This window comes from Paraburkholderia sp. Ac-20336 (genome assembly GCF_017105025.1).
Taxonomy (GTDB): domain Bacteria; phylum Pseudomonadota; class Gammaproteobacteria; order Burkholderiales; family Burkholderiaceae; genus Paraburkholderia.
In genome coordinates this window covers 1-23,246 of record NZ_JAAGPS010000113.1, presented here as the reverse complement: position 1 = coordinate 23,246, position 23,246 = coordinate 1, and the positions used below count along the sequence as shown (strand labels likewise).

Genomic DNA, 23,246 nt, shown 5'->3' with positions numbered 1-23,246 from the left:
GGCGAGCGCCGCGCGCTGCTGCCGAAGGCCGCGCACGCGCTCGAAGCGAAGGCCGACGCGTTCGCCGCCGCGATGGCCGCCGAAACCGGCGCCTCGGGCATCTGGGCCGGCTTCAACGTGCACCTCGCGGCGGCGGGGCTGATCGAGGCGGCCGCGCTCACGACGCAGATCGCCGGCGAACTGATTCCGTCCGACGTGCCCGGCAGTCTCGCGATGGGCGTGCGCCAGCCGGCCGGCGTCGTGCTCGGCATCGCGCCGTGGAATGCGCCGGTGATTCTCGCGGTCCGCGCGATCGCCTTGCCGCTCGCCTGCGGCAACACGGTCGTGCTGAAGGGCTCGGAGATTTGCCCCGCGACGCACGGGCTCATCATCGAGGCGATGCAGGAAGCGGGGTTGCCGCGCGGTACCGTGAACTTCGTGACCAACGCACCGGCCGACGCCGCGCGCATCGTCGAGGCGATGATCGAGCATCCGCGCGTGCGCCGCGTGAATTTCACGGGCTCGACGCGCGTGGGGCGCATCGTCGCCGAAACCTGCGCGCGTCATCTGAAGCCGTCCGTGCTCGAACTCGGCGGCAAGGCGCCGCTCGTCGTGCTCGACGATGCGGACCTCGGCGCGGCGGTCGATGCGGCGGTGTTCGGCGCATTCGCGAATTCCGGGCAGATCTGCATGTCGACCGAGCGCATCATCGTCGACACCCGCATTGCCGATGCGTTCGTCGCTCAGCTCGCCGCGCGTGCGCGCGCCTTGCCGCTCGGCGATCCGCGCAAGGGCCCGGTCGTGCTCGGCTCGGTGGTCGATATGAGCACCGTCGAGCGCTGCAACGCGCTGATCGACGATGCGCTCGCGAAAGGCGCGACGCTCGTGTGCGGCGGCAGGAGCGAGACCACGCTGATGCCCGCCACGCTGCTCGACCATGTGACGCCGGCCATGCGCATCTATCGCGACGAATCGTTCGGCCCCGTCAAGGCGATCGTGCGCGTGGACGGCGAAGCGGCCGCCATCGCCTGCGCGAACGACAACGAATACGGGCTCTCGGCGGCGGTGTTCAGCCGCGACATGGCGCGCGCGCTCAATGTGGCGAAGCGCATCGAGTCGGGCATCTGTCACGTGAACGGCCCGACCGTGCACGACGAAGCGCAGATGCCGTTCGGCGGCGTGAAGGCGAGCGGCTTCGGCCACTTCGGCGGCAAGGCGGGCATCGCAGAATTCACTGACCTGCGCTGGGTCACGCTCCAAACGACGCCGCGTCACTATCCGTTCTGAGTGCGACGACGACCGCAAAAAATCGCTACGAAAAATCGATGAGCGCGCACTTGTGCATTCAACCTGCGCGCTCAACCTGCGCCTTCGATCAGCCCACTCAGCTCCCCTGAATAAACTCCGGCAACGGGCGCGAGTTCGGCGTCGGATTGCCGTTCGCATTGGTTGGCAAACGCTGCGTCTGGAACGCGGTGAACAGCGCGGCAAAGCCATCGGCGCGCTGAATGATGACCGCGCCGTCCTGGAACGCGCCATTCTCCTTGTAGTGCTTGCCGGGCGGATTGCCCTGATTCATGTGGGTTTCGTGCAGACCGTCTTTCTTCGGCAGGAACAGGAAGCCGAACCCGTAGACCACGATGCCCGCCGTGGTCGGCGTCCAGAAATCGCGGTTGTGCAATTGCCCGCTGCCGTTGTCGTACGGAAGGCTTTCCGGCGTCTGACTCTCGTCGATGCTTAGAACCTCGTTGATGATGTCGTTGACATCGGAGCGATTGCCGTCTTCATCTTCGTAAGGAACCGGCCGCATCCGATGGATGTCGAGCAGGCTGCTGTCCTGCCAGTAGTCGAGCCGCGGAAAACCGCTCGTGTACAGACCCGGATCGAGCCCCTGCAATTTTGCGGTCAGCGGGTCGTCGAAGTTCAGGTCGGCATAGAAATACACGTCGTCGCTGCCATTGGGGGCAGGGTCGGTCGAGGCCGAATTCACGACGAGATTGAATGGATTGTCGTCGTTGCCCGACACGGTAATCACATAGTGCGGACTCCCGACATAGGTGTCCTTGAAAGGCGCCGCGCGCAGCAGCGTTCCTTTGAACATGCAGTATTCGTTCATGGCTGAAGAACCTTGCTGAAGTTGAGCGGCAAGCATAAGGCGACGCCGAACGATAAACAAGCGCATCCGGTGTCACACGCCTGCAACGTTTATCGAGGCTAGATGAGGCCTTCGTGATCGCGGGAACGCAAGTGGAGAAGGGCGCGCAAGAATGCGATGAAACGCGCACGCCGGTGCTTTTATCCGGATTCCATGACGTTATCCGAACCGAGAGATGCCAGTCGAATAGCACGGAGGGTGGGTGAAAGCGATTGCCTTTTCGAACAACGATATTGCGGTCATTGCATGGACCCTGGGCGGCAAGCTGAAGGACTGTCTCGGCTTCGCCATTTCCCGCATCGACGTACAGACCGGAACGGAAACGCCGCTTCCCGCGATGGCGACGTTCAAGGGGCAGGCGGCCGGCGCGGGGCGCACCACGTTCGTGGACCCGGTGCAGAAGTTCTTCTGGAAGGACGTCACCGCGATTCGCGGCCGTACCTACCGCTACCGGATCGTGCCGATGGGCGGCACGCCCGGCAATCTGAAACCGTTGCCCTATGGTCCGCTGCTGTCGAATCAGATTCAGCTGACGGCCGACTACGGCGCGCTGTCGGTCTATTTCAATCGCGGCATTCTCGCGACGCAATCCACCGCGAGCGTGCTCGAAGCGACGCCGGGCGGCGGCAAGCTCGTCGACAAGCTGCAGAAGCATATCTACACGATCGGCGATCCGCTTCGCAACGATCTGGCCGGCGAGATGATCGAGGCGCTGACCACGCTGCCGAAAGAAGCCGCGCAAACGGGCGGCACCTTGCAGTGCGCGTTCTACGAGCTCGACGATCCCGAAGTGATTGCGTGTCTGAAGCCCTTGCAGCGCTCGTTGAATCTGATTCTCTCGAACATGCCGGGCAAGGACGCGAACGGTCAGAAAACCAACGACGTCTATTCGGCCGAGCGCGCCGACATGAAAGCGGCGGGCGTCAAGGTGACCGACCGCTTCATGGCGAGCAATCATATCGGTCACAACAAGTTTCAGGTGCTGCTGCAAGACGGCAAACCGACGGCCGCTCTGTTCGGCTCGACCAACGTGACCGCGCATGGCCTGTGCGCGCAGACCAACAACACGATCATCGCCCGCTCGCCGGCGGTGGCGAATGCTTATAGCGGCTACTGGACGCGCCTGAAGAAAGACACCCTGGCGCCGGGTCCCAAGGTAACCGGGCCGCAGGCCAAGCCCCTGCGTTCCGCCGATGCGAGCGGCCCCGTCACGATCGATCTCGAAGACGGAAGCGGCACCCTCGACATCTGGTTCTCGCCGAACACGCCGAAGGCGAGAGCGAGCAAACCGCCGGCCGATGAAGCGTGTCCGCCCGATCTGCAGGAACTGTTCGATCTGATCGGCAAGGCACGGCAGTCGATTATTTTTCTCGTGTTCGAGCCCGGTTATCCGAGCATCGTCGATGCGATCGCGGCCGCGCAAAAGGCGCGCCCCACGCTGTTCGTGCGCGGCGCCGTCACGGCGGCGAACGCGGCCGGCGAGTTCTATGCGGCGCTTCACGATGGCCAGGTGCCCGTGAAAGCACCTAAAAAAGGCGACTCGCCGCTGCCCGAGGATTTCCGCGTGATTCATACGGCGGGCGTGACCAAGGGCGATGCGTTCTCGCAATGGAAGCAGGAGTTGAACAAGGCGGGCAATGCGGTCGTGCATGACAAGATCGTCGTCATCGATCCGTTCACGGATAACTGCATCGTCGCAACGGGCAGTCACAACGATGGTTACAAGGCCTCGTACAACAACGACGAGAACCTGAACATCATCAAGGGACACCGCGCCGCGGCCGAGGCTTATGCCGCGCATTGCCTCGACGTCTACGATCATTACGCGTGGCGCTACTGGCTCGAAAAGCGCAAGGAAAAAGCGTGGCATTTCCTCGCCTCGGACGACACGTGGCAGGACGCCTATTTCGCCGCCGACAATACGGTGAAGTCGGCCGAACTCGCCTTCTGGCTCAGCGCGACGCCGAAGTCCGAGGCGATGCCGACACCGCATGCGGAAAGCTCCACGCGCAGACGGCCGGCGCTGCAACTGCTGACGGGCGGTTTGTCGCCGGCGGTCGGCCCGCATGCGTCGAAGCCCGCGCCGCGCCGGAAAGCCTCGGCAAAGTGAAACGCGGCGAGGCCGTCGATTGCGCTCGATGCGGTTGCGTTGTCGATCTTTCTGCGTGACGCTGCCGGCAGGCCGGTGACCGAGCGCTAACCGAACTGCCCGGGTGTTCCGTATCGCGGCCCGCTAAACGAAATTTCCGTGGCAGGCGAGTCTCGTGCAGTGGCGAACGACATCGAGCGAATCCGCGCCGCGCTCACTTCACGCGGCGCGGGCCACTACGCTCAGGCCGGCTGGCGCAGCGTTTTCGCGGCCGCCACCATGTTGGTCAGCGCGGGAATCACTTCGGCCCACGCGCGCGTTTTCAGGCCACAGTCCGGATTGACCCACAGGCGCCCGGCCGGAATGCGCTCGGCGGCCTTCTTCATCAGGTTCACGATATGCTCCTCGCTCGGAATGTTCGGCGAGTGAATGTCGTACACGCCCGGGCCGATTTCATTCGGATACCTGAAGTCGTCGAAGGCATCGAGCAGTTCCATGTCGGAGCGCGAGGTTTCGATCGTGATGACGTCCGCATCCATCTCGGCGATCGACGCGATGATGTCGTTGAACTCCGAATAGCACATATGCGTATGGATCTGCGTTTCGTCCCGCACGCCGTTCGCGGTGATGCGGAACGATTCCACGGCCCATTGCAGGTACTCGCTCCATTGCGCGCGACGCAGCGGCAGCCCTTCGCGCAGCGCCGCTTCGTCGATCTGGATCACGCGCACGCCGGCCTTTTCGAGGTCCAGCACTTCTTCGCGGATCGCCAGCGCAAGCTGATGGCACGACACCGAACGCGGCTGGTCGTCGCGCACGAACGACCAGTTCAGGATCGTCACGGGGCCGGTCAGCATGCCCTTCATCGGCTTCGTCGTTTGCGACTGCGCGTAGCGGATCCACTCGACGGTCATCGCCTTCGGGCGGCTGATGTCTCCGAACAGGATCGGCGGCTTCACGCAGCGCGAACCGTACGACTGCACCCAGCCGAACTGGCTGAACGCATAGCCGTCCAGCTGCTCGCCGAAGTATTCGACCATATCGTTGCGTTCCGCTTCGCCGTGCACGAGCACGTCGAGGCCGAGCGCTTCCTGCTCCTTCACGGCACGCGTGATTTCCCGCTCCATCGCGGCCTTGTAGCCGGCCTGATCGAGTGCACCCGCCTTGAACTGGCTGCGTGCGTGACGGATTTCGCTGGTCTGCGGGAACGAGCCGATCGTCGTGGTCGGGAAGGCGGGCAGGTTGAGAATCGCGGACTGCTTTTGCGCGCGTTGCGGATAGGCGCTCGCGCGCTTGCCGAGCGACGCATCGATGCGCGCGATGGCGGCCTTGACAGCGGGGTTGTGTACGCGCGGCGAGGTGCGGCGGCTCTCGATGGCCTTCGCGTTGGCGGCGAGCGCATCGGCGACCGAGGCGCGGCCGTGGTTCAGCGCGCCGGCCAGCACGCTCAGTTCGTCGAGCTTTTGCAGCGCGAACGCGAGCCACGATCTGATTTCGGCGTCGAGCTTCTGCTCGCTGTTCAGATCGACCGGGGTGTGCAGCAACGAGCACGACGGTGCGATCCACAGCCGCTCGCCGAGCGTGCGATGCAGCGGTTCGAGCCATTCCAGCGCGGCGCTCAAATCGGTCTTCCAGATGTTGCGGCCATTGATTGCGCCGACAGAGACGACCGAGGTCGCGGGCAATTGCGCCACGGCCTTGACGATTTCATCGCGCGCGTTGATCGCATCGATATGCAGGCCGTCGACGGGCAGCTTGCAGGCGAGTTCGAGGTTGTCCTGCAACTGGCCGAAGTAGGTGGCGAGCAGCAGTTTGACGCGGCGCTCCGACAACGCTTCGTATGCCGTACGGAACGCCTGGCGCCACGTCGCGTCGAGTTCCGTCACGAGCACCGGCTCGTCGATCTGCACCCACTCGATGCCCTGTGCCGTGAAGTAGTCGAGCAGGGCGGCGTAGACGGGCAAGAGGCGCGGCAGCAGCGCGAGCTTGTCGGAGTCGTCCTTCGCTTTGCCGAGCCACAGATAGGTGACCGGACCGACGATCACGGGCTTCGCATTCACGCCGAGCGCGCGGGCCTGGTTGAGCTGTTCGAGCAGACGCGACGGGTCGAGCGAGAACTGCGTGTTCGCATCGAACTCGGGGACGATGTAGTGATAGTTCGTATCGAACCACTTCGTCATTTCACCGGCGGCCACGCCGCCACAGCATCCGCCGTGATCTTCGGCGCTTTGCGCCGAGCGGCCGCGCGCGACGCGGAAGTAGTTGTCGAGCGTGTCGCCGTGGAAACCGCGCACGCGTTCGGGCAGGTTGCCGAGCGTGAAGCTCATGTCGAGCACCTGGTCGTAAAACGCGAAATCGCCGACGGGCACGAAATCCAGACGCGCCTGGTCTTGCCAGTGACTCTCGCGAAGCTGCGCGCCCACGGCTTTCAGTTCGTCGCGCGACGATTCGTTTTTCCAGTATTTTTCGAGGGCGAATTTCAGTTCGCGTTGCGCGCCGATGCGCGGAAAACCGAGGTTGTGCGTAGTGACCATGTTGCGTGTGCCGTTCAAAGGAGAAGTAACTGGCAGCGATGATAGAATTTTCCGTGTATGAATAAAAATGGATTTATTTCATACAAGGATCGATTTTGTTCATGGAGTGAGGCATGCTGGAGCGCAGTCACCTGATGGTCGTGCGCGAGGTGGAGCGTCTGGGGTCGCTCACCGCCGCCGCGAATACGCTCAATCTCACGCAGTCGGCCCTGAGCCACGCGGTGAAGAAGCTGGAGCAGCAGCTAGGCACGCCGGTATGGACGCGCGAGGGCCGTTCGATGCGGCTCACGCAGGCCGGGCAGTACCTGCTCGGGCTCGCCAATCGCATGCTGCCGCAGTTCGAGCTGGCCGAGGAACGCATGAAGCAGTACGCGCAAGGCGAGCGCGGCACGCTGCGTATCGGCATGGAATGCCACCCGTGCTATCAGTGGCTGCTCAAGGTGGTGTCGCCGTATCTCGCGCGCTGGCCCGACGTCGATGTCGACGTGAAGCAACGTTTCCAGTTCGGCGGCATCGGCGCGCTGATCGGCTACGAAATCGACGTGCTCGTTACGCCCGATCCGCTGAAGCGGCCCGGGTTGCGTTTCCAGCCGGTATTCGACTACGAACAGGTGCTGGTCGTCGCCGACGGACATGCGCTGGCGGACGAAGCGTACGTCACGCCCGAACAGCTCGCGAGCGAAGTGTTGATTACCTATCCCGTCGAGACCGACCGGCTCGACATTTACACGCAGTTTCTGACGCCGGCCAACGTCGTGCCGAGGCGCCACAAGGTGATCGAGACGACGGACATCATGCTGCAGATGGTCGCGAGCGGCCGGGGCGTCGCGGCGCTGCCGCGCTGGCTCGCGGAAGAGTACGCGGGCTGGATGCCGATCACGCCGCTGCAACTCGGCAGGAAGGGCATCGCCAAACAGATTTTTCTCGGCACCCGCGAGGCCGACGACGAGATCGACTATCTGGCGGCCTTCGTGAAGGCCGCGCGCGAGCCGGAGTGGAGCGAGGCGAAGGTGCGTAGGTAGGTGCGTCGGTAGTTGTGTTGGGTTGGATGAACGAAGCGGATTGCCTGTCGTCGCGAGAAGCCGCCGCGTTCAGATAGTCCATTTGTCTCGACCCGATTGCGGCTCGCCTGGCGCGAGCTCTCCCTACACCCCCTAATGCGCGGAAGCCGGCACGCCCTCGCGAGGCGCCATGCGGGAAAAGAACACGACCCCGGCGGCCACGACCGACATCACCGCGAGTCCGGTCATGCCGCCTTCGATCGAGCCGGTCTTCTGTTCGAGAAAGCCGAAGGCGGCCGGCGCGACGAAGCCGCCCAGGTTGCCGATCGAATTGATCAGCGCGAGCACCGCCGCGGAAATCCGCGCGTCGAGATAGCCTTGCGGAATCGGCCAGAAGAGCGACGACGCGGCCTTGAAACCGATTGCCGCAAAGCAGATCGCGATAAACGAGAACAGCGGGCCGCCCTGGCCGGCCGCGTACATGCCGAGTGCGGCGATCAGCAGCACGCACGCGACCCAGGCTTGCTGGAACTTGAAGCGTGCCGCGAGCATCGCGAAGAAGTACATCGCCGCGATCGAGATCAGCCACGGAATCGAATTGAACAGCCCGACCTGCAAGTCGTTGAAGTGCCCCATCTTGCGAATGATGCTCGGCAGCCAGAAGGTCGCGCCGTAGATCGTCAGCGACACCGCGAAATAGATGACGCAGAAGATCAGGATCTGCGGATCGCGCAGCAGACTCCACAGCGACGGCTTGACCGCATGCACCGCTTCGCGTTGCCGCTGCTCTTCCTCGATGTCGCCGATCACCGCATCCTGCTCGGCGCGCGTGAGCCAGGCGGCGTCGCGCGGCTTCGAGTCGAGCCATAGCCAGATGAAGCCGGCCAGCACGACCGAGAACATGCCTTCGATCAGGAACATCCATTGCCAGCCGCGCAGCCCCGCGCCATTGATCAGCATGAGCCCGCCCGAGATCGGCCCGGACAGCACCGAGGCGAGCGCCGAGCCGCTCAGGAAGATCGCCATCGCCTTGCCGCGCTCCTTGCCCGGCAGCCATTGCGTAAAGTAGTAGATGACGCCGGGAAAGAAGCCGGCTTCGGCCGCGCCGAGCACGAGACGCATCACGTAAAACGACATCTCGCCGCGCACGAAGGCCATGCCGGCCGCGGCGAGCCCCCACGTGAGCATGATGCGCGCCAGCCATAGCTTTGCGCCGAAGCGCTGCAGCAGCATGTTCGACGGCACTTCGAAGATCGCATAGCTGACGAAGAAGAGCCCCGCGCCGAGACCATACGCCGCCGCGCCGATGCCGAGATCGGCGCTCAGATGCTGGCGCACGAAGCCGATGTTCACGCGGTCGATATAGTTGACGATGAACATCACCACGAAGAGCGGCAGCACGCGCCACTTGATCTTGTGTACCGCGCTCGCCAGCACGCCGGCCGGGTCGTGGCGCGGCGCGTCCGGGATGGTTCTACTCATGAGCCTGTCTCCTTCGGTGGCAGTGCGTGTGGCGTGCCGGGTCGGTGTGTTGTGGATCGGCAGTACGGATCAAAAGCGCGGGTTCTTGCCGCTGAAGCCCGGGTCGTACTTGCGCATCTGCGCGAGGTCGTCGCGATTGCGCACGCCGCACGACAGGTACTGCGCGTGCAGTTCGGCGAGCCGTGCGCGATCGAGTTCGACGCCGAGGCCCGGCGTCGTCGGCACGCGGACCGAGCCGTCGTCGAATTGCACGCGGCCGCCCTGGATGACTTCTTCTTCCTGCCACGGATAGTGCGTGTCGCACGCGTAGGTCAGGTTCGGGATGCTGGCCGCGACGTGCGTCATCGCCATGAGGCTGATGCCGAGGTGCGAGTTCGAGTGCATCGACATGCCGAGGTCCCACAGCCTGCACATGCGCGCGAGCGTCTGCGTCGCGCGCAGGCCGCCCCAGTAGTGGTGATCCGACAGCAATACCTTGATCGAACCCATTTCGCAGCCGCGGCGGAAATCGTCAATGGTCGTAATCACCATGTTGGTCGCGAGCGGCAGCTTCGTATGCTTCTGCAACTCGGCCATGCCTGCGAGTCCCGGGCACGGGTCTTCGTAGTATTCGAGAATCTCGTCGAGCTCGGGCGCGGCCTCGATGCTCGTCTTGAGCGTCCAGTTCGCGTTCGGGTCGAGCCGCAGCGGCATACCGGGGAACGCCTTCGCGAGCGCTTTCATGCAGGAGATTTCATGCGCGGGTTCGAACACGCCGCCCTTCAGCTTGATGCTTTGGAATCCGTAGAGATCGATCATGCGGCGCGCCTGCGCGACGATCTGTTCAGGACTCAGGCCTTCGCCCCAGGCGTCGGGCGCATAGGGCTTCTCGATGTGTTCGGCGTACTTGAAGAACAGGTAGGCGCTGTAGGGCACCGCGTCGCGTACCTTGCCGCCGAGCAGGTCGACGATCGGCGCGCCGACGATCTGCCCTTGCAGGTCGAGCATCGCGACTTCGAGGGCGCTGATGACTTTCGGCGCGTTCTTGGCCGAATGCGAGCCGGGCGCGAGTTCGAATTCGACCGCGTCGGTGCTCGCCTTGATCGTGCCGCGCACGCGTTCTTCCATGCGATTGAGGTCGAACGGCGAGAGGCCGACCACGAGCGACTTCGCCTGGTCGAGCACGCGCAGCATGGGTTCGTCGCCATAAGTCTCGGAGATACCGACGCGGCCGTCGCTCGTCTCCAGTTCGAGGATGGCGCGCAGCGCCCAAGGTTCGTGAATGCCGGCGGCGTTGAGCAGCGGGCCGTCGCGGAAGGCTATCGGCGTAATGCGAACCTGCGTGATCGTGATGTCGCGAGTCATGGTCGGAAATGGGCGATGAAAGGTTAAAAGGTCGATGGCGGCATAGTAAAGCACTAATATATTAGTGCGTCAGTAGGGAAACTACCCAGTCCCCGTTCGGTGCGAGGCGGCCGGGAAGCCCGCTGGAAGGGGCTCGCGTCGGCTATAGTTCTAATGTTTCAGTGCGCGGCCGCAGCCGGTTGCGTTTGCGTCCACGTTTCAGCGCTTCAGTTTCCGTCATGAAAAACCACGCTATTTCGTCAGGGGTGACCCGGCTCGACCGGTCCCGCCACGCCGCGCCTCAAGTGTTCGAACGACTGCGCGACATGATCCTTTCCCTCGAACTGACGCCCGGCACGGTGCTCTCGCGCACCGAGCTCGCGAACCGCTACGGTCTGAGCCAGACGCCGGTGCGCGACGCGCTGATGAAGCTCGGCGAAGAAGGGCTCGTCGACATCTTTCCGCAGCACGCGACCGTCGTGAGCCAGATCGACGTGACCTCGGCCTTGCAGGCGCATTTCCTGCGCCGCTCGATCGAGCTCGAAGTCGTGCGCACGCTCGCGGAGCAACGCGATGCGGGGCTGATCGCCCAGTTGCGCGCCACCATCGCGAAGCAGACGGAACTGCTCGATCTGAAGGACTACGAGCATTTCGCGCTGTTCGATCAGGCGTTTCATCGCCAGATGTACGAGGCGGCGGGCGTGCCGCAACTGTGGGACCTCGTGCGCCGGCGCAGCGGCCATATCGACCGGCTGCGTCGTCTGCATCTGCCGGTGGCGGGCAAGACGGCGGCGGTGGTGCGCGATCACACGGAAATTGTCGATGCGATCGACCAAGGTGATGTACCGGCCGCGCAGACCGCGCTGCGCAAGCATCTATCGGGCACGCTGAACCAGATCGACCAGATTCGCACGAGTCATCCGGATTTTCTGGCGGACGATTGAGCGCGTTGGGCGAGGCGCCTGAAGTCGATCGGCTTATTCGAACTCGCCCGTGCGCACCTCGCCGTCGCGCAGGTAGCGCGTAATCAACACGCCGCCCGGCGTGCTGACCGAGTGCGCGAGCGTGAAGGCGGAGGCGGACGCGTCGTCGCCGAACAGGCGCTTGCCGCGTCCCAGCATGACGGGGAACACCTGCAGGCGAAGTTCATCCACGAGGCCCGCCGCGAGCAACTGGCGCACCATCTCGCCGCTGCCGAACGTCAATAGATTGGCACCGTCTTCGCGCAGAAGCGCGCGTATCGCATCGGCGAGATCGCCCTGCAACGCGTGACTGTTTTGCCAGCCGAGCGTATCGGCGCGATGCGTGGCCACGTGCTTGGGGACGCTATTGAACAGGTCGGCAATGGCGCGGCTGTTCGAATCCGCCGGCACGTGCGGCCAGTATCCGGCGAAGATGTCGTAGGTGTTGCGCCCGAGCAGCAGCTCGAACGGCTGCGAGAGCATGTCCCACAGGTTCTGGCCGATGGCTTCGTCAGCATAGGGAACCATCCAGCCGCCGAGACGGAATCCGCCGCTGGTGTCTTCCGCTGGCGCCCCGGGGGATTGGGTGACGCCATCCAGACTGATGAACGTGGAAACGGTGAGCTTGCGCATGATGTTCTCCAGGTCTACGGACACGATTGGTACGCAGATACGACGAACGATACGCTTGAAAATCGACAGGCCGGCGAGCGGCTTGCACGCGATGGCCGAGTGAGGCACATCATGAGACACGGGCGTTGCGCGTGAGCCTGACGAATCGGCTCACGCATACCGCGCGAGGAACATATCCGCCGTTGCTTCCGCGATGCGCTTCTGCTCTTTGGCATCGAGCGGCACTTGCCCCATCGTCACCTGCGGCCAGAACGCAAAACCCTTGACGAGCACCTGCAACTGCAGCGCCGCGAAGAGGGGATCGCCGGTCTTGAGGCGACCGTCGGCGGCCGCCGCGCGGACCCAGGCCGTCAGGTCTTCCTCGCGCTCTCCCATGCGAGCGACCATGTCGCGGGCGCGCTCCGGCGAATGGATGCCCGCCGCGATCGCCACCCGTGCCAGCGACAGGAAGGACTCGTCGTTGAGCAGCCGCAGCTTGCGCTGCAACAGATCGAGCAACTGCCCGCGCAATGGCTTGTCGGCCCGATAGGCGGGCGCATCGCCGCCCTGGCTCGCATCCCATAGCTGATGAAGAATCGCCGCGAACAGTGCCTCCTTGCTCGGAAAATGGTTATAGACCGTACGCTTCGAGACGTTCGCGCGGGCGGCGATACGGTCCATGCTGGTCGCGTCGTAGCCGGCCGCGAGGAATTCCTCGATCGCGGCGCCGACGATCGCGACACGCTTGCGGTCCGTCAGACGTTGGGGTGGGGCAGTCGATTCCATGGAAAGATTTTACACTGGCCAGTTTACTTTTCTCGAAAATAAACTACACTGCCGAGTGTACATTTTTTGAAGGTCAACTCATCATGTCGCTTCCCGCTTTGGTCGGCCGTATGCTCGGCGTGAGTGCCGCGCAACATAGCCGCGCGACGTTCGGCCACTCGCCGCAGCATGACGGCGAGCGCTTTCGCAACGTCAGGCCGCGTCCCGCGGAAAGCCTGCGCAAGACGCTCGGGCTCGCGTGGACGGTGCTGTTCAACAAGCCGCGCGGCACCGTGCCGGCAGCGGTATTGCCCGTCGAAACGCTGACGCGCGCGCAACTCGACGCGGCGCCCGACCGCAGCCTCTACCGGCTCGGTCATTCGACACTGCTGCTGAAGTTGCGCGGCCAGTTCTGGCTGACCGATCCGGTGTTCGCCGAGCGAGCCTCGCCGTTTCGCAGGCTCGGTCCGAAGCGCTTTCATGCGCCGCCGATCGCCCTCGACGATTTGCCGCCGCTGCGCGGCGTGATCCTCTCGCACGACCACTACGACCATCTCGACCGCGAAACGGTCCTCGCGCTGGCGCAGCGCACCGGGGTGTTTCTGACGCCGCTCGGCGTCGGCGACCGGTTGATCGAATGGGGCATCGACGCGGACAGGGTGCAGCAGTTCGACTGGTGGCAGGGTACGCGGGTCGACGGCATCGCGTTCACCGCGACGCCGGCCCAGCACTTTTCCGGGCGCAGCCTGTTCGACGGCAACAGCACGTTATGGGCTTCATGGGTGATCGCCGATGACGATCTGCGCGTGTTCTTCAGCGGCGACACCGGCTACTTCGACGGCTTCAGCATGATCGGCGAGCGCCTCGGACCGTTCGACGTCACGTTGGTCGAAACCGGCGCTTACGATCCGATGTGGCCGTACGTTCATATGCAGCCCGAAGAAACCGTGCAGGCGCATATCGATCTGCGCGGCCGCTGGCTCGTGCCGATTCACAACGGCACCTTCGACCTCGCGATGCATCGCTGGCAGGAGCCGTTCGAAAGAGTGACAGGACTGGCGCTGGCGCGCGGGGTTGCGCTATCGACCCCACGCATGGGCGAGCGGCTCGATCTGAACGCGGTGCATCGCGGCGAACGCTGGTGGCGCGATGTCGTGGAGCCGGTCGCCGCGCCGAGGTCTGCGTGGCGGTGGTGCGCGGCGCGCCATGCAGAGAGCGCCGAGTCCTCCTGAGCGGTGCTCAGCCGGAATCGTGAGCGCGCGCGTCATGTCGTGGAGTGACGCTCGATGACAGGAGTGGTGTGATGGGTTGTCAATAGCTATTCCGCGAGTCGCGTGCGCACCGTATATTCGCCCTCGTTGCCCTTGTCTTCGAGCATATGCGCCATGGCCGTATTGAAGTCGGGCGGCAACGGCTCGACCGGATAGCCGCGCTTTTCCCATGCATCGAGGCCGCCCTTCAGCGCGCGCACATGATGAATGTTCTTGCGATGCAGTTGCTTGACGATGCGCTTGGCCGTCGCCTCGTTGGGACACACGCAATAGACGACGATCGGCCGCTTCAGAAAGTCCGGATGAATCGGATCGGGTGAATCGAGGTCGAGCGGCCGCGCGCCGGCAATCCGGTGCGATTCTTTTTCGCGCACGGTGTGTGGACGCGCATCGAGAATCAGCGGCGGCTCGTTCGACTTCATCATTTCGTCGAGCTGGTCGGGCGAAATGCGCGTATGCGCGAGCCAGCGGCGAAACTGCAAACGGCGCAACCAGCGATAGAGCAGAGCTACCGCGAAGATCACCGCGAACGTATCGACGATCGTGCCGCCGTTGCGCCGCACGAGCAGCATCAATTGCACGATCTGATCGTGCAGCGCGCCGCCGCCGATGACCCATGCGCTGGCCCACAGCGTGGCGCCCACCAGGTCCCACCACAGGAACACGCCGACCCCGATTGCGGTCGTGCCGAGCAGCGGCGCGGAAATCAGTCCGACGCCCGGCAGAAACTTCGCGACCATGAGAATCGGCGCGCCATAGCGCTCATAGGTGTTGCGCGTGGCGCGCAGGGTCGTGTCCAGCGACAGCGAGAAGCGCACGAGGTAGTTCAGCAAGCGGCGGCCGTACGCGCGTCCGGCGAAAAACCATAGCGAGTCGGCCAGCAGCGTAGCGCCGACCGCCGCGCACACCACGGCGGCGTACGAGGTCTGTCCCATGGCTGCCATGGTTCCGCCGAGAATCAGCATCGGCGCGGCCGGAATCGGCATGCCGAGCTGCGTGACGAGCACGCTCATGAACACGGCCCACACGCCGAGAGAGGCTGGAATAGCAACCGGAAAATGCCACACAACCGCGCTCCTGATAAGGCAAGCAAAAGAGGGAATTCGCCCGCGCCCGGCCGGTGCATGGCACGGGCGACGCTGGCGGCCTCGCGGAAGCAGGCGCGCGCGTCGGCGCGAAAGACGGATTTAAGCACAGGTAGCGGGTCGGCGTTGTGAAAGCACATCGGCGCGGCGGGGTTTTTGCGGCGGCGGGGAGGGGTGGGCTGGGGTGGGCTGTCTTGATGGGGCATCAGAAAGCCGAACCGTGCGGGACAAGCGATGCGACATTGCACCGCATCACCCATCCCCCAACGGATCGTACGGCACTGCGCGTTCATGTTCGGCCGCCTGATTGCGCGCGGCGATATCGGACCTTGTTCGGCGCGAATGGCGTCGCCAGGGCGTTGCTACAATGATCTCCACACCCTGAAGGACATCACGGAGACAGCGTATGGCAACGCTTCAGCCCATCAGCCGCTACCCGGTGCCCGAGCCCGGCGAGTGGCCTGACGATATCCGTACCCGCATTCTCGAGGTGCAGGAGAAAGCCGGTTTCGTGCCGAACGTGTTTCTGACGCTCGCGCATCGCCCCGACGAATTCCGCGCGTTCTTTGCTTATCACGATGCGTTGATGCTGAAGGAAGGCGGTCTCACGAAAGGCGAGCGCGAGATGATCGTGGTCGCGACGAGCGCGCTCAACGATTGTCTGTACTGCGTCGTCGCGCACGGCGCGATTTTGCGCATCTACGAAAAGGCGCCGTTGCTCGCGGACCAGGTCGCCGTCAATCATCGCAAGGCCGACATCACCGAGCGTCAGAAAGCGATGCTCGATTTCGCGCTCAAGGTGTGCCGCGCATCCGGCACGGTCGGCGAGGACGATTTCCGGACGCTGCGCGGGCACGGCTTGACCGACGAAGACATCTGGGACATCGCGGCGATTACCGCGTTTTTCGGCCTGTCGAACCGCATGGCCAACGTGATCTCGATGCGTCCGAACGACGAGTTCTATCTGATGGGGCGCGTGCCGAAAGCCGCCGCGGACACGCCGAAGAAATAGCCTCGGCTGAGATTGCTTCGGTATCCGTAGCGGCAGCGGCTCGCAGCGAGGTTCGCCTCAGGCGCGCGCAGGGCTGGCGCGCGGCGCGGGCGCGCTCGCCGCCGTATCGTCGATCGGGAAGTGCAGCATCGCGGCCAGCACGCCGGCGACAACGGTCGCTTCCCACAGCAGCGAGTACGAGCCGGTCAGATCGAAGACGAGGCCGCCGAGCCATGCGCCGAGAAACGAGCCGATCTGATGGCTCAGAAAGCAGATGCCGAACAGGCTGCCGAGATGGCGCGTGCCGAACACCTTGGCGACGAGACCGCTCGTGAGCGGCACGGTGCCGAGCCACGTGAGGCCCATCACGGCCGCGAAAAGCACGACGGACGTGGCGCTTTTCGGCAGCACGAAGAATACGCCGATCGTCGCGCTGCGCAGCAGATAAAGCCAGCCGAGCACGTAATGCTGCCGGAAGCGGCCGCCGAGCCAGCCGCATGCCCAGCTGCCCGCCATGTTGAAGAGGCCGATCAGCGCGAGCGCGGTGGCGCCGAGTCCGAGCGGCATATGGCAGAGCGTCAGATATTCGGGCAGATGCGTCGCGATGAACGCGAGCTGGAAGCCGCACGTGAAGAAGCCGAGCGTGAGCAGCAGGTAGCCGCGATTGCGCGCGGCCTGCGCGAATACGGCACGCAGCGGGATGGCCGGCGCTTCCTGCGGCTGAGCGCCCGCCGGTGTCGGGGCGCGCCGATCGAGCACGATACCGAGCGGCGCGACCAGCAGCATCACGAACGCGAGCACGAACAGCGAGGTCGCGATCCCCGCGTGCAGGCGGATGCCTTGCACGAGCGGCACCATCAACACCTGGCCCGCGGAGCCGCCGGCGCTGACGAGGCCCATCGCGAGGCTGCGTTTTTCCGGCGAGGCGATGCGGCCCACTGCCGGCAGCACGACGCCGAACGTCGTGCAGCTCACGCCGATGCCGACCAGCAGGCCCATGCCGACGATCAGCAAGGCGCCGCCCGGCGCGACCGCCGCGAGCCCGAGGCCGGCCGCGAAGGTCGTCGCGCCGAACGCGACCACGGGCGCCGAGCCGTAGCGGTCCGCGGCCGCGCCCGCGAACGGCTGCGCGAAGCCCCATACGAGGTTGTGCAGTGCGATTGCGAACGCGATCTGCGTGACCGGTACGCCGCGATCGAACGAGAAGGGGCCGATGAACAGCCCGAAGGTTTGGCGGATGCCCATCGCCGCGCTCAGGACGAGCGCGCCGGCGACGATCACGAGCGTGGTCGTCGTCGGATGGAAGGCAGCGGGGTAGCGCTTGCTATGGGTGGTCGACATGGCGGGTTCTCCTTGAGCGCCATGTTCGCAGTCCGCAGCCGCTGCGGCAAAAGAAAAGTTTTCGGCGACAGGTGAGCGTGGCTCATCTGTTCCGGTGCCGTGCCTATGCCGCGCTTATGCCACAGTTATGTCGCGCCCATGCCGTGCGATTACGCCGCGGCCTGCGAATCGAACTGTGCCGCCGAGTCGGCGAGCCAGAGCTTGAAGTCGGCCAGCTCCGGCCGGCGAATCGCGCTTTCCGCGTTTTCGGCGCTGACGAGCCAGTAGGCGGTGGTCGACGCGATCGTGCCCGCGCAGGCCTCGACGAGCGCGCCGCTCGCGAGAGCGCCGTCGACGAGCGGCTTGCGGCCGAGCGCGACGCCAAGCCCCATGCTGGCCGCCTCGAACGCAAGCTGGATCGTGTCGACGCGCAGGTCGCCGCTCACGTCGACGCCATCGGCGCCGGTCGCGTCGAGCCACGCCTGCCAGTCTTCGCTGGCGGCATTCACGTGAATCAGCGTCGCGTGTTGCAGGCTCGCCGCGCCGTGCTCGTCGAGCAGCGTTTGCCGATAGGCGGGGCTGCACACGGGCACGAAACGCTCGCCGAACAGACGCGTCCAGGCCATGCCGGCAACCGGCGCGCGGCTCATGCGAATCGCGAAATCGAAGCCGTCCACCGGAAAGCCCACCTGACGATGCGACGTATCCACGCTCACGCTGACGTTCGGCCAGCGCGCGCGAAACCCGGCGAGACGCGGCAATAGCCAGAGTGCGGCGAAGGTCGGCGCGCAACTGAGCGCGATGGGGCGGTCCGCGCGATGATTCGGCAGACGCTGCGTGCCGATTGCGATCAGCGAAAACGCCTCGGAGACGTACGACAGATAATCGGCGCCCGTCGCCGTCAGCGAAATGCCGCGCGGTTCGCGCACGAACAGCTCGACGCCGAGCGCCTGTTCGAGGCCGACGATGCCGTGACTGATCGCGCTCGGCGTGACGTTGAGCTCCGCCGCGGCGAGCTTGAAACTTTGGAGCCGTCCGGCCGCTTCGAAAAAGCGAAGCGCGGGCAGCGGCGGCAAACGAAGCGGCATGATGCGTTCCCCCTGGAGCGGCCATCTCGCGAACGGCGCGCGTGCTGCGTGATGTCTCGTGTGCGGTATTGCGAAGTGCGACCCGAAGTGGGGCCCCGAAGTGCGACCAGATAGTGCGGTCCGGTAGTGCAGCCCGGTAGTACAACCCGATCGCGTGGTTCGATAGTGCGGCCCGATAGCATGGATAGTACGGCCCGACAGCATGGCCTGATGCCAGACAACAGCGTCTCGCGCAAGCATACCTTGCCCCGCCCGCATGGCGGGCACGTCGCGGCGCGCGGCTAGCCCTGCGCTTCCACTTCCGCCGCGTGACCCTGCGCGAGCGCGGCGCGCAGATAGGTGCCGACCGCGCTCGCCCGCATCGGCAGGCTGAACAGATAGCCCTGCACCGCGCGTGCGCCGAGCGCCTTGACGACCTCGGCCTGCAACGGCGTTTCGAGTCCTTCGACCACGCATTCGAGGCCGAGATTGCGGCACAGGTCGATCACGGACTTGATGATCTTCTTCGACGCGCTGTTCGAGTCGACGTCGCTCACGAAACCGCGGTCGATCTTGATCGTATCGAACGGCAGGCGGTGCACGTAGCTGAGACTCGAATAGCCGGTGCCGAAATCGTCGAGCGAAACGCGGCAGCCGGCCTGCTTGAGCATCGTGAGCGCGCTGCGCGCCTGTTCGAAATCGCGCGTCAACGCGGTCTCGGTGATTTCGAACGTCACGCGATGCGGCGGCACGCCGCTGTCCAGCACGATATCGATGAGCCGCCGCGCGCGTGCCGACGTCGAGATATCGACCGCCGACAGATTGAACGACAGATAGAGCACGGGCGGCCAGTGCACGACTTCGGCGAGCGCCCGGCGCAGCAGCACTTCGGTGATGCACAGAATCAGTTCGGTACGCTCTGCAATCCGAATGAACTCCTCGGGCCTGACCATGCCGAGCCGCGTGTTCTGCCAGCGGCCGAGCGCTTCGAGCCCGATGGGCCGCAGCGTGAGCAGATCGTAAATCGGCTGGAATTCGAGGAACAGCTCTGCGTCGAGATCGGCGTGACGCAGTTCCTGGGTGACGAGACTCAGGCGGCGAATGCGTGTCTCGTGTTCGGTCGAGAAAATCACCGGCATGCCGCGGCGATTTTCCTTGCCGACGTAGAGCGCGGCGTCGGCGCGCTCGAACACCTGCGCGACCGTCGACCCCGCTTCGGGAAACGCGGCCCAGCCGATCGTGCCCGACAGTTCCGCGACGTTGTCCGCGACCTGATACGGCTGGCTCAGCGTATCGCAGATGCGTTGCCCCAACTCGATCAGCGTGTCGTTCGAGAGCTTGTACTGCACGAGCACGCCGAATTCGTCGCCGCCGAGGCGCGCGAACAGCAGCCCCGGTTCGTCGAGCGCGAGCAGGCGCGCGCCGACTTCCTGCAGCACCAGATCGCCGCTCGAATGCCCGTAGATATCGTTGACCTGCTTGAAGCCGTCCAGATCGATGAGGCCGACGTTGAAGCTGCCGCCGGTGGCGAAGGCCTGCTCCGACATCTCGCGCAGCGACGCGAAGAAACTGCGCCGGTTCGGCAGGTCGGTGAGGCTGTCGATGTTCGCGAGCCGGAAGTTGTCGTCGCTCAGACGCTGCGTATTCTGCTGGCTCGCCTGCAATTCGCGCTGCGCATGCACGGCGTCGGCGAAGGTGCGCCAGTAGCGCTGAATGACGAGCGCGAGCGCGACGCCCACGAGCGTCATGTCGACCGCCATCGCCATAAAGACCGGATAGCCCGTCAGAACGAAGAAGACGGCGAAACTCAGGATGACGATGCAAAGCAGCAGCAGCGCCGGCACGCGCAGATGGATCAGGCAGAACACGCAGCCGACCAGCGTCGTGGCCATATAGAACGCGACCTGGGCCCGCTCGAAGGCGGTGCCGTACGGGAACAGCAGCAGCGACCAGGCGCAGAACGCAACGCCGAACAGACCGACGAGCCAGGTCAGGCTGTGCATTTCGGCGACGGCCTGCTCCGGGGTCAGCACGCGATGCCGCACGCGCCACCAGCGCACGCAGCGCGCGATGCACATCAGGCCGAGCGCCGCGGGCATGTAGATCGACACCGGGGCCGGCGCGCTATCGAGATGCGTGATCGCGACCGAGGCCGTGTTGACGAGCAGAATGAAGTACAGAAGCGGTATCTGGCGGCTGAATGCCTGCAACTGCGCGCGCACGATTTCCGGATCGCCTTGCGCGACCGACAGCGCTTTTCTCAACCTTGCTAGCCAAACCATTCCCATCCCTCGAAGACGTTTGCGCGGCCCGCGCCGCTTCTATATCGGCGGGATGCTGCGAAACTTGAGCGGGCCGTCTCGTCGATGCGGACGGGCCATCGGGCTCCACGCAGAAACGCCGGGAAAACGAAGACGGGCTCGCATTCTTCCCGGTAAGTACTACCGGATGATGAGCGTAGATCGCAGCGAAACCAGTCGTTTATGCCGTGTCATGTTCAAAGTGCCACGACATGCCGGGTTGGCCGCGCATCAAAAAAAGCGCGATATGGCAGCGCGTAGGGCGGCGGCAAGACAGCGCAGGAAGGCCCTGCCGCACGGTCGCCACGATTTTTAATGGCTTGCCGAAAGTAAATTTTCAGAGCATCGCGCACGTGTGGAGCGCACTCGCCGCGAACCGCCCCGCCATGACGGCGAGGCCCGCGATGCGCGCGGGGTCCGCGCTAAAGCACTGAAATTGCAACGGATTGTGATGCGCGGCGCGCGCGCCCGAAATGGCCGGCACGCATAAGCCCGCGATTCTTATGGCACTTTGCGCCGGGAAATCGTTAAATGTGCCCCGCGTCGGCGATACAAGCCTTACACCAAGGGTTTGCGCGAAGGTGGGGCTATGCGTTAGTGTGTCGGTCCCGGCGCCTCGAAAGGGCGCCGGTTCCATGATTACCATACGGGAAGTGCTATGAACAAACAGGAACTGATTGACGCAGTCGCCGCAGCGACGGGCGAAAGCAAAGCGGCCACCGGCCAGACCATCGACGCGATCGTCGAAGCGGTGACCAAGGCCGTGGTGGGCGGCGATACGGTGCAACTGGTCGGTTTCGGTTCTTTCTCGACCGGCGCGCGCGCAGCACGCGTGGGTCGCAACCCGTCGACGGGCGAGGAAATCCAGATCGCTGCCGCCAAGACGGTGAAGTTCACCGCGGGCAAGGCGTTCAAGGAAGCCGTCAACGCGTCGTAATGGAACGCGCTTCGCACCGGACGCGCGCTGCGCTCTCCAGCATGCCATGCGTGCCGTGAGGCGCGCAAAGGCGCGGCATCGGGTGTGAGGAATCACGCGCTGCCCAACCCCGGCAATCCCGACAGGCAGGTTGGTCCGGCGGCTGGCGTGGCGCGTGTGCCTGGCTTTCAGCGAAAGCCAGGCTGCCGCAGGCGCGCGGCGGCTCAGCCCGCGCGACGCTGACGGGTGGCGTCGGCGAGTATCGCGAGCACCGGCTCGGTTTGCGTCCAGCTCACGCAGGCATCCGTAATCGACACGCCGTGACGCAACGGCACGCCAGGCTTCAGGTCCTGACGGCCTTCTTCCAGATGACTTTCCAGCATGACGCCGATGATGCGGCGCTCGCCTTGCGACAACTGCCGCGCGATATCCTGCGCCACCTCGATCTGACGCAGATGCGACTTGTTCGAGTTCGCATGCGAGCAGTCGATCATCACCTGTTCGCGCAGACCCGCTGAACCGAGCGCCTCGCAGGTCGCCTGGACCGCCGCGCTGTCGTAGTTCGGTCCTTTCTTGCCGCCGCGCAGGATCACGTGCGCATCGTCGTTGCCGCGCGTTTCGAAGATCGCGGCCATGCCCATTTTCGTCATGCCCATGAACGCGTGGCTCGCGCGCGCCGCGACGATCGCATCGGCGGCGATCTGTACGCCGCCGTCGGTGCCGTTCTTGAAACCGATCGGGCAGCTGAGCCCCGAAGCGAGTTGCCGATGGCTCTGGCTCTCGGTCGTGCGCGCGCCGATCGCGCCCCAGGCGATCAGATCGGCGATGTACTGCGGGCTGAGCAGATCGAGGAATTCGGTCGCGGTGGCGAGCCCCAGCCCGTTGATGTCGAGCAGCAGTTGCCGCGCGAGACGCAGGCCTTCGTTGATGCGGAAGCTGCCGTCCAGACGCGGATCGTTGATGTAGCCTTTCCAGCCGACCGTCGTGCGCGGCTTTTCGAAGTACACGCGCATCACGATCAGCAGGTTGTCCTTGTAGTGATCGGCGGCGGCCTTCAGCTTGTGCGCGTATTCGATCGCCTGGTCGTGATCGTGAATCGAGCAGGGACCGACGATCAGCACGAGCCGGTCGTCGCGGCCATGCAGAATATCGGCGATTTCCACGCGGGTCTTTTCGACGAGCGTCTGCACCGCGGGCGGCACCGGCAGTTCGTCCTGCAGCAGCGCGGGCGAGATCAGCGGACGGACCGCGCCGATGCGCACGTCGTCGATGCGCGTGGTGTCCTGGGTCGCGTCGGCCGAGCCGATTTCCTGATCGTGCAAGGGGTTGTCGAGGGCGCTCAAAATCTTCTCCGGAAGCGGTTGATAAGGCGGCGTGGCCGCCTTTCCATGCGG

General features: G+C 64.6%; 18 protein-coding genes. 7 read left to right on the top strand and 11 right to left on the bottom strand.

Annotated features, from left to right (window positions below; translation table 11 throughout):
• On the top strand, nucleotides 1-1,266 hold a 1,266-nt coding region (locus GXB81_RS24405), incomplete at its 5' end, for an aldehyde dehydrogenase (RefSeq protein ID WP_205990545.1).
• Nucleotides 1,267-1,363: 97 nt separating this feature from the next.
• On the opposite strand, the gene GXB81_RS24400 is transcribed toward GXB81_RS24405, so the two are convergent.
• Complete coding sequence (locus GXB81_RS24400; protein ID WP_205990544.1) at nucleotides 1,364-2,095, bottom strand: YukJ family protein; 732 nt, start codon at nucleotides 2,093-2,095, stop codon at nucleotides 1,364-1,366.
• A gap of 241 nt (nucleotides 2,096-2,336) precedes the next feature.
• Here GXB81_RS24400 and GXB81_RS24395 point away from each other — a divergent pair, with 241 nt between their 5' ends.
• The gene (locus tag GXB81_RS24395; protein WP_167285596.1) at nucleotides 2,337-4,244 is read left to right on the top strand and encodes a hypothetical protein; all 1,908 of its coding nucleotides are present in this window, start codon (nucleotides 2,337-2,339) and stop codon (nucleotides 4,242-4,244) included.
• 221 nt (nucleotides 4,245-4,465) lie between these two features.
• Here GXB81_RS24395 and metE read toward each other — a convergent pair whose 3' ends face one another.
• On the bottom strand, nucleotides 4,466-6,757 hold the full coding sequence (gene metE / locus GXB81_RS24390) for a 5-methyltetrahydropteroyltriglutamate--homocysteine S-methyltransferase (protein ID WP_205990543.1): 2,292 nt from the start codon (nucleotides 6,755-6,757) through the stop codon (nucleotides 4,466-4,468).
• A gap of 113 nt (nucleotides 6,758-6,870) precedes the next feature.
• Here metE and GXB81_RS24385 point away from each other — a divergent pair, with 113 nt between their 5' ends.
• Entirely contained in the window at nucleotides 6,871-7,779 is a 909-nt protein-coding gene (locus GXB81_RS24385) for a LysR family transcriptional regulator (protein WP_167039811.1), read from the top strand.
• 132 nt (nucleotides 7,780-7,911) lie between these two features.
• On the opposite strand, the gene GXB81_RS24380 is transcribed toward GXB81_RS24385, so the two are convergent.
• On the bottom strand, nucleotides 7,912-9,240 hold the full coding sequence (locus GXB81_RS24380; protein WP_205990542.1) for an MFS transporter: 1,329 nt from the start codon (nucleotides 9,238-9,240) through the stop codon (nucleotides 7,912-7,914).
• A gap of 69 nt (nucleotides 9,241-9,309) precedes the next feature.
• Nucleotides 9,310-10,584: a glucarate dehydratase family protein gene (locus tag GXB81_RS24375; protein WP_205990541.1), complete on the bottom strand. Its 1,275-nt coding sequence runs from the start codon at nucleotides 10,582-10,584 to the stop codon at nucleotides 9,310-9,312.
• A gap of 218 nt (nucleotides 10,585-10,802) precedes the next feature.
• Here GXB81_RS24375 and GXB81_RS24370 point away from each other — a divergent pair, with 218 nt between their 5' ends.
• Nucleotides 10,803-11,507 carry a GntR family transcriptional regulator gene (locus GXB81_RS24370; protein WP_167285592.1) on the top strand — a complete coding sequence of 235 codons (705 nt, stop codon included), beginning with the start codon at nucleotides 10,803-10,805 and terminating at the stop codon, nucleotides 11,505-11,507.
• Between the two features lie 33 nt (nucleotides 11,508-11,540).
• On the opposite strand, the gene GXB81_RS24365 is transcribed toward GXB81_RS24370, so the two are convergent.
• Nucleotides 11,541-12,158, bottom strand: a complete 618-nt coding sequence (locus tag GXB81_RS24365; RefSeq protein WP_205990540.1) for a dihydrofolate reductase family protein — start codon at nucleotides 12,156-12,158, stop codon at nucleotides 11,541-11,543.
• Nucleotides 12,159-12,308: 150 nt separating this feature from the next.
• On the bottom strand, nucleotides 12,309-12,923 hold the full coding sequence (locus tag GXB81_RS24360; RefSeq protein ID WP_167285590.1) for a TetR/AcrR family transcriptional regulator: 615 nt from the start codon (nucleotides 12,921-12,923) through the stop codon (nucleotides 12,309-12,311).
• Between the two features lie 83 nt (nucleotides 12,924-13,006).
• Between GXB81_RS24360 and GXB81_RS24355 the strand changes: the two genes are divergently transcribed.
• Nucleotides 13,007-14,134, top strand: coding sequence for an MBL fold metallo-hydrolase (locus GXB81_RS24355; protein WP_205990539.1), 1,128 nt, complete (start codon nucleotides 13,007-13,009; stop codon nucleotides 14,132-14,134).
• Nucleotides 14,135-14,220: 86 nt separating this feature from the next.
• Here the strand turns inward: GXB81_RS24355 and GXB81_RS24350 are convergent, their stop codons facing one another.
• A complete protein-coding gene (locus GXB81_RS24350) occupies nucleotides 14,221-15,240 on the bottom strand; it encodes a DedA family protein/thiosulfate sulfurtransferase GlpE (protein WP_205990538.1) in 1,020 nt (339 codons plus the stop codon).
• Between the two features lie 424 nt (nucleotides 15,241-15,664).
• On the opposite strand from GXB81_RS24350, the gene GXB81_RS24345 reads away from it, so the two are divergent.
• Nucleotides 15,665-16,270 (top strand): peroxidase-related enzyme, encoded by a 606-nt coding sequence (locus GXB81_RS24345; protein WP_167039828.1) that lies wholly within the window; start codon nucleotides 15,665-15,667, stop codon nucleotides 16,268-16,270.
• A 57-nt stretch (nucleotides 16,271-16,327) separates the two neighbouring features.
• Here the strand turns inward: GXB81_RS24345 and GXB81_RS24340 are convergent, their stop codons facing one another.
• The 3 genes from GXB81_RS24340 to GXB81_RS24330 form a co-directional block, all read right to left on the bottom strand.
• Nucleotides 16,328-17,590, bottom strand: a complete 1,263-nt coding sequence (locus tag GXB81_RS24340) for an MFS transporter (protein ID WP_205990537.1) — start codon at nucleotides 17,588-17,590, stop codon at nucleotides 16,328-16,330.
• 149 nt (nucleotides 17,591-17,739) lie between these two features.
• Nucleotides 17,740-18,657 carry a LysR substrate-binding domain-containing protein gene (locus GXB81_RS24335; RefSeq protein WP_205990536.1) on the bottom strand — a complete coding sequence of 306 codons (918 nt, stop codon included), beginning with the start codon at nucleotides 18,655-18,657 and terminating at the stop codon, nucleotides 17,740-17,742.
• A gap of 281 nt (nucleotides 18,658-18,938) precedes the next feature.
• Complete coding sequence (locus GXB81_RS24330; protein ID WP_205990535.1) at nucleotides 18,939-20,918, bottom strand: EAL domain-containing protein; 1,980 nt, start codon at nucleotides 20,916-20,918, stop codon at nucleotides 18,939-18,941.
• 676 nt (nucleotides 20,919-21,594) lie between these two features.
• Between GXB81_RS24330 and GXB81_RS24325 the strand changes: the two genes are divergently transcribed.
• Nucleotides 21,595-21,873, top strand: a complete 279-nt coding sequence (locus GXB81_RS24325) for an HU family DNA-binding protein (protein WP_167039836.1) — start codon at nucleotides 21,595-21,597, stop codon at nucleotides 21,871-21,873.
• A 203-nt stretch (nucleotides 21,874-22,076) separates the two neighbouring features.
• Here GXB81_RS24325 and GXB81_RS24320 read toward each other — a convergent pair whose 3' ends face one another.
• Nucleotides 22,077-23,195, bottom strand: a complete 1,119-nt coding sequence (locus GXB81_RS24320; RefSeq protein WP_277396804.1) for a 3-deoxy-7-phosphoheptulonate synthase — start codon at nucleotides 23,193-23,195, stop codon at nucleotides 22,077-22,079.
• Nucleotides 23,196-23,246: the final 51 nt, after the last annotated feature.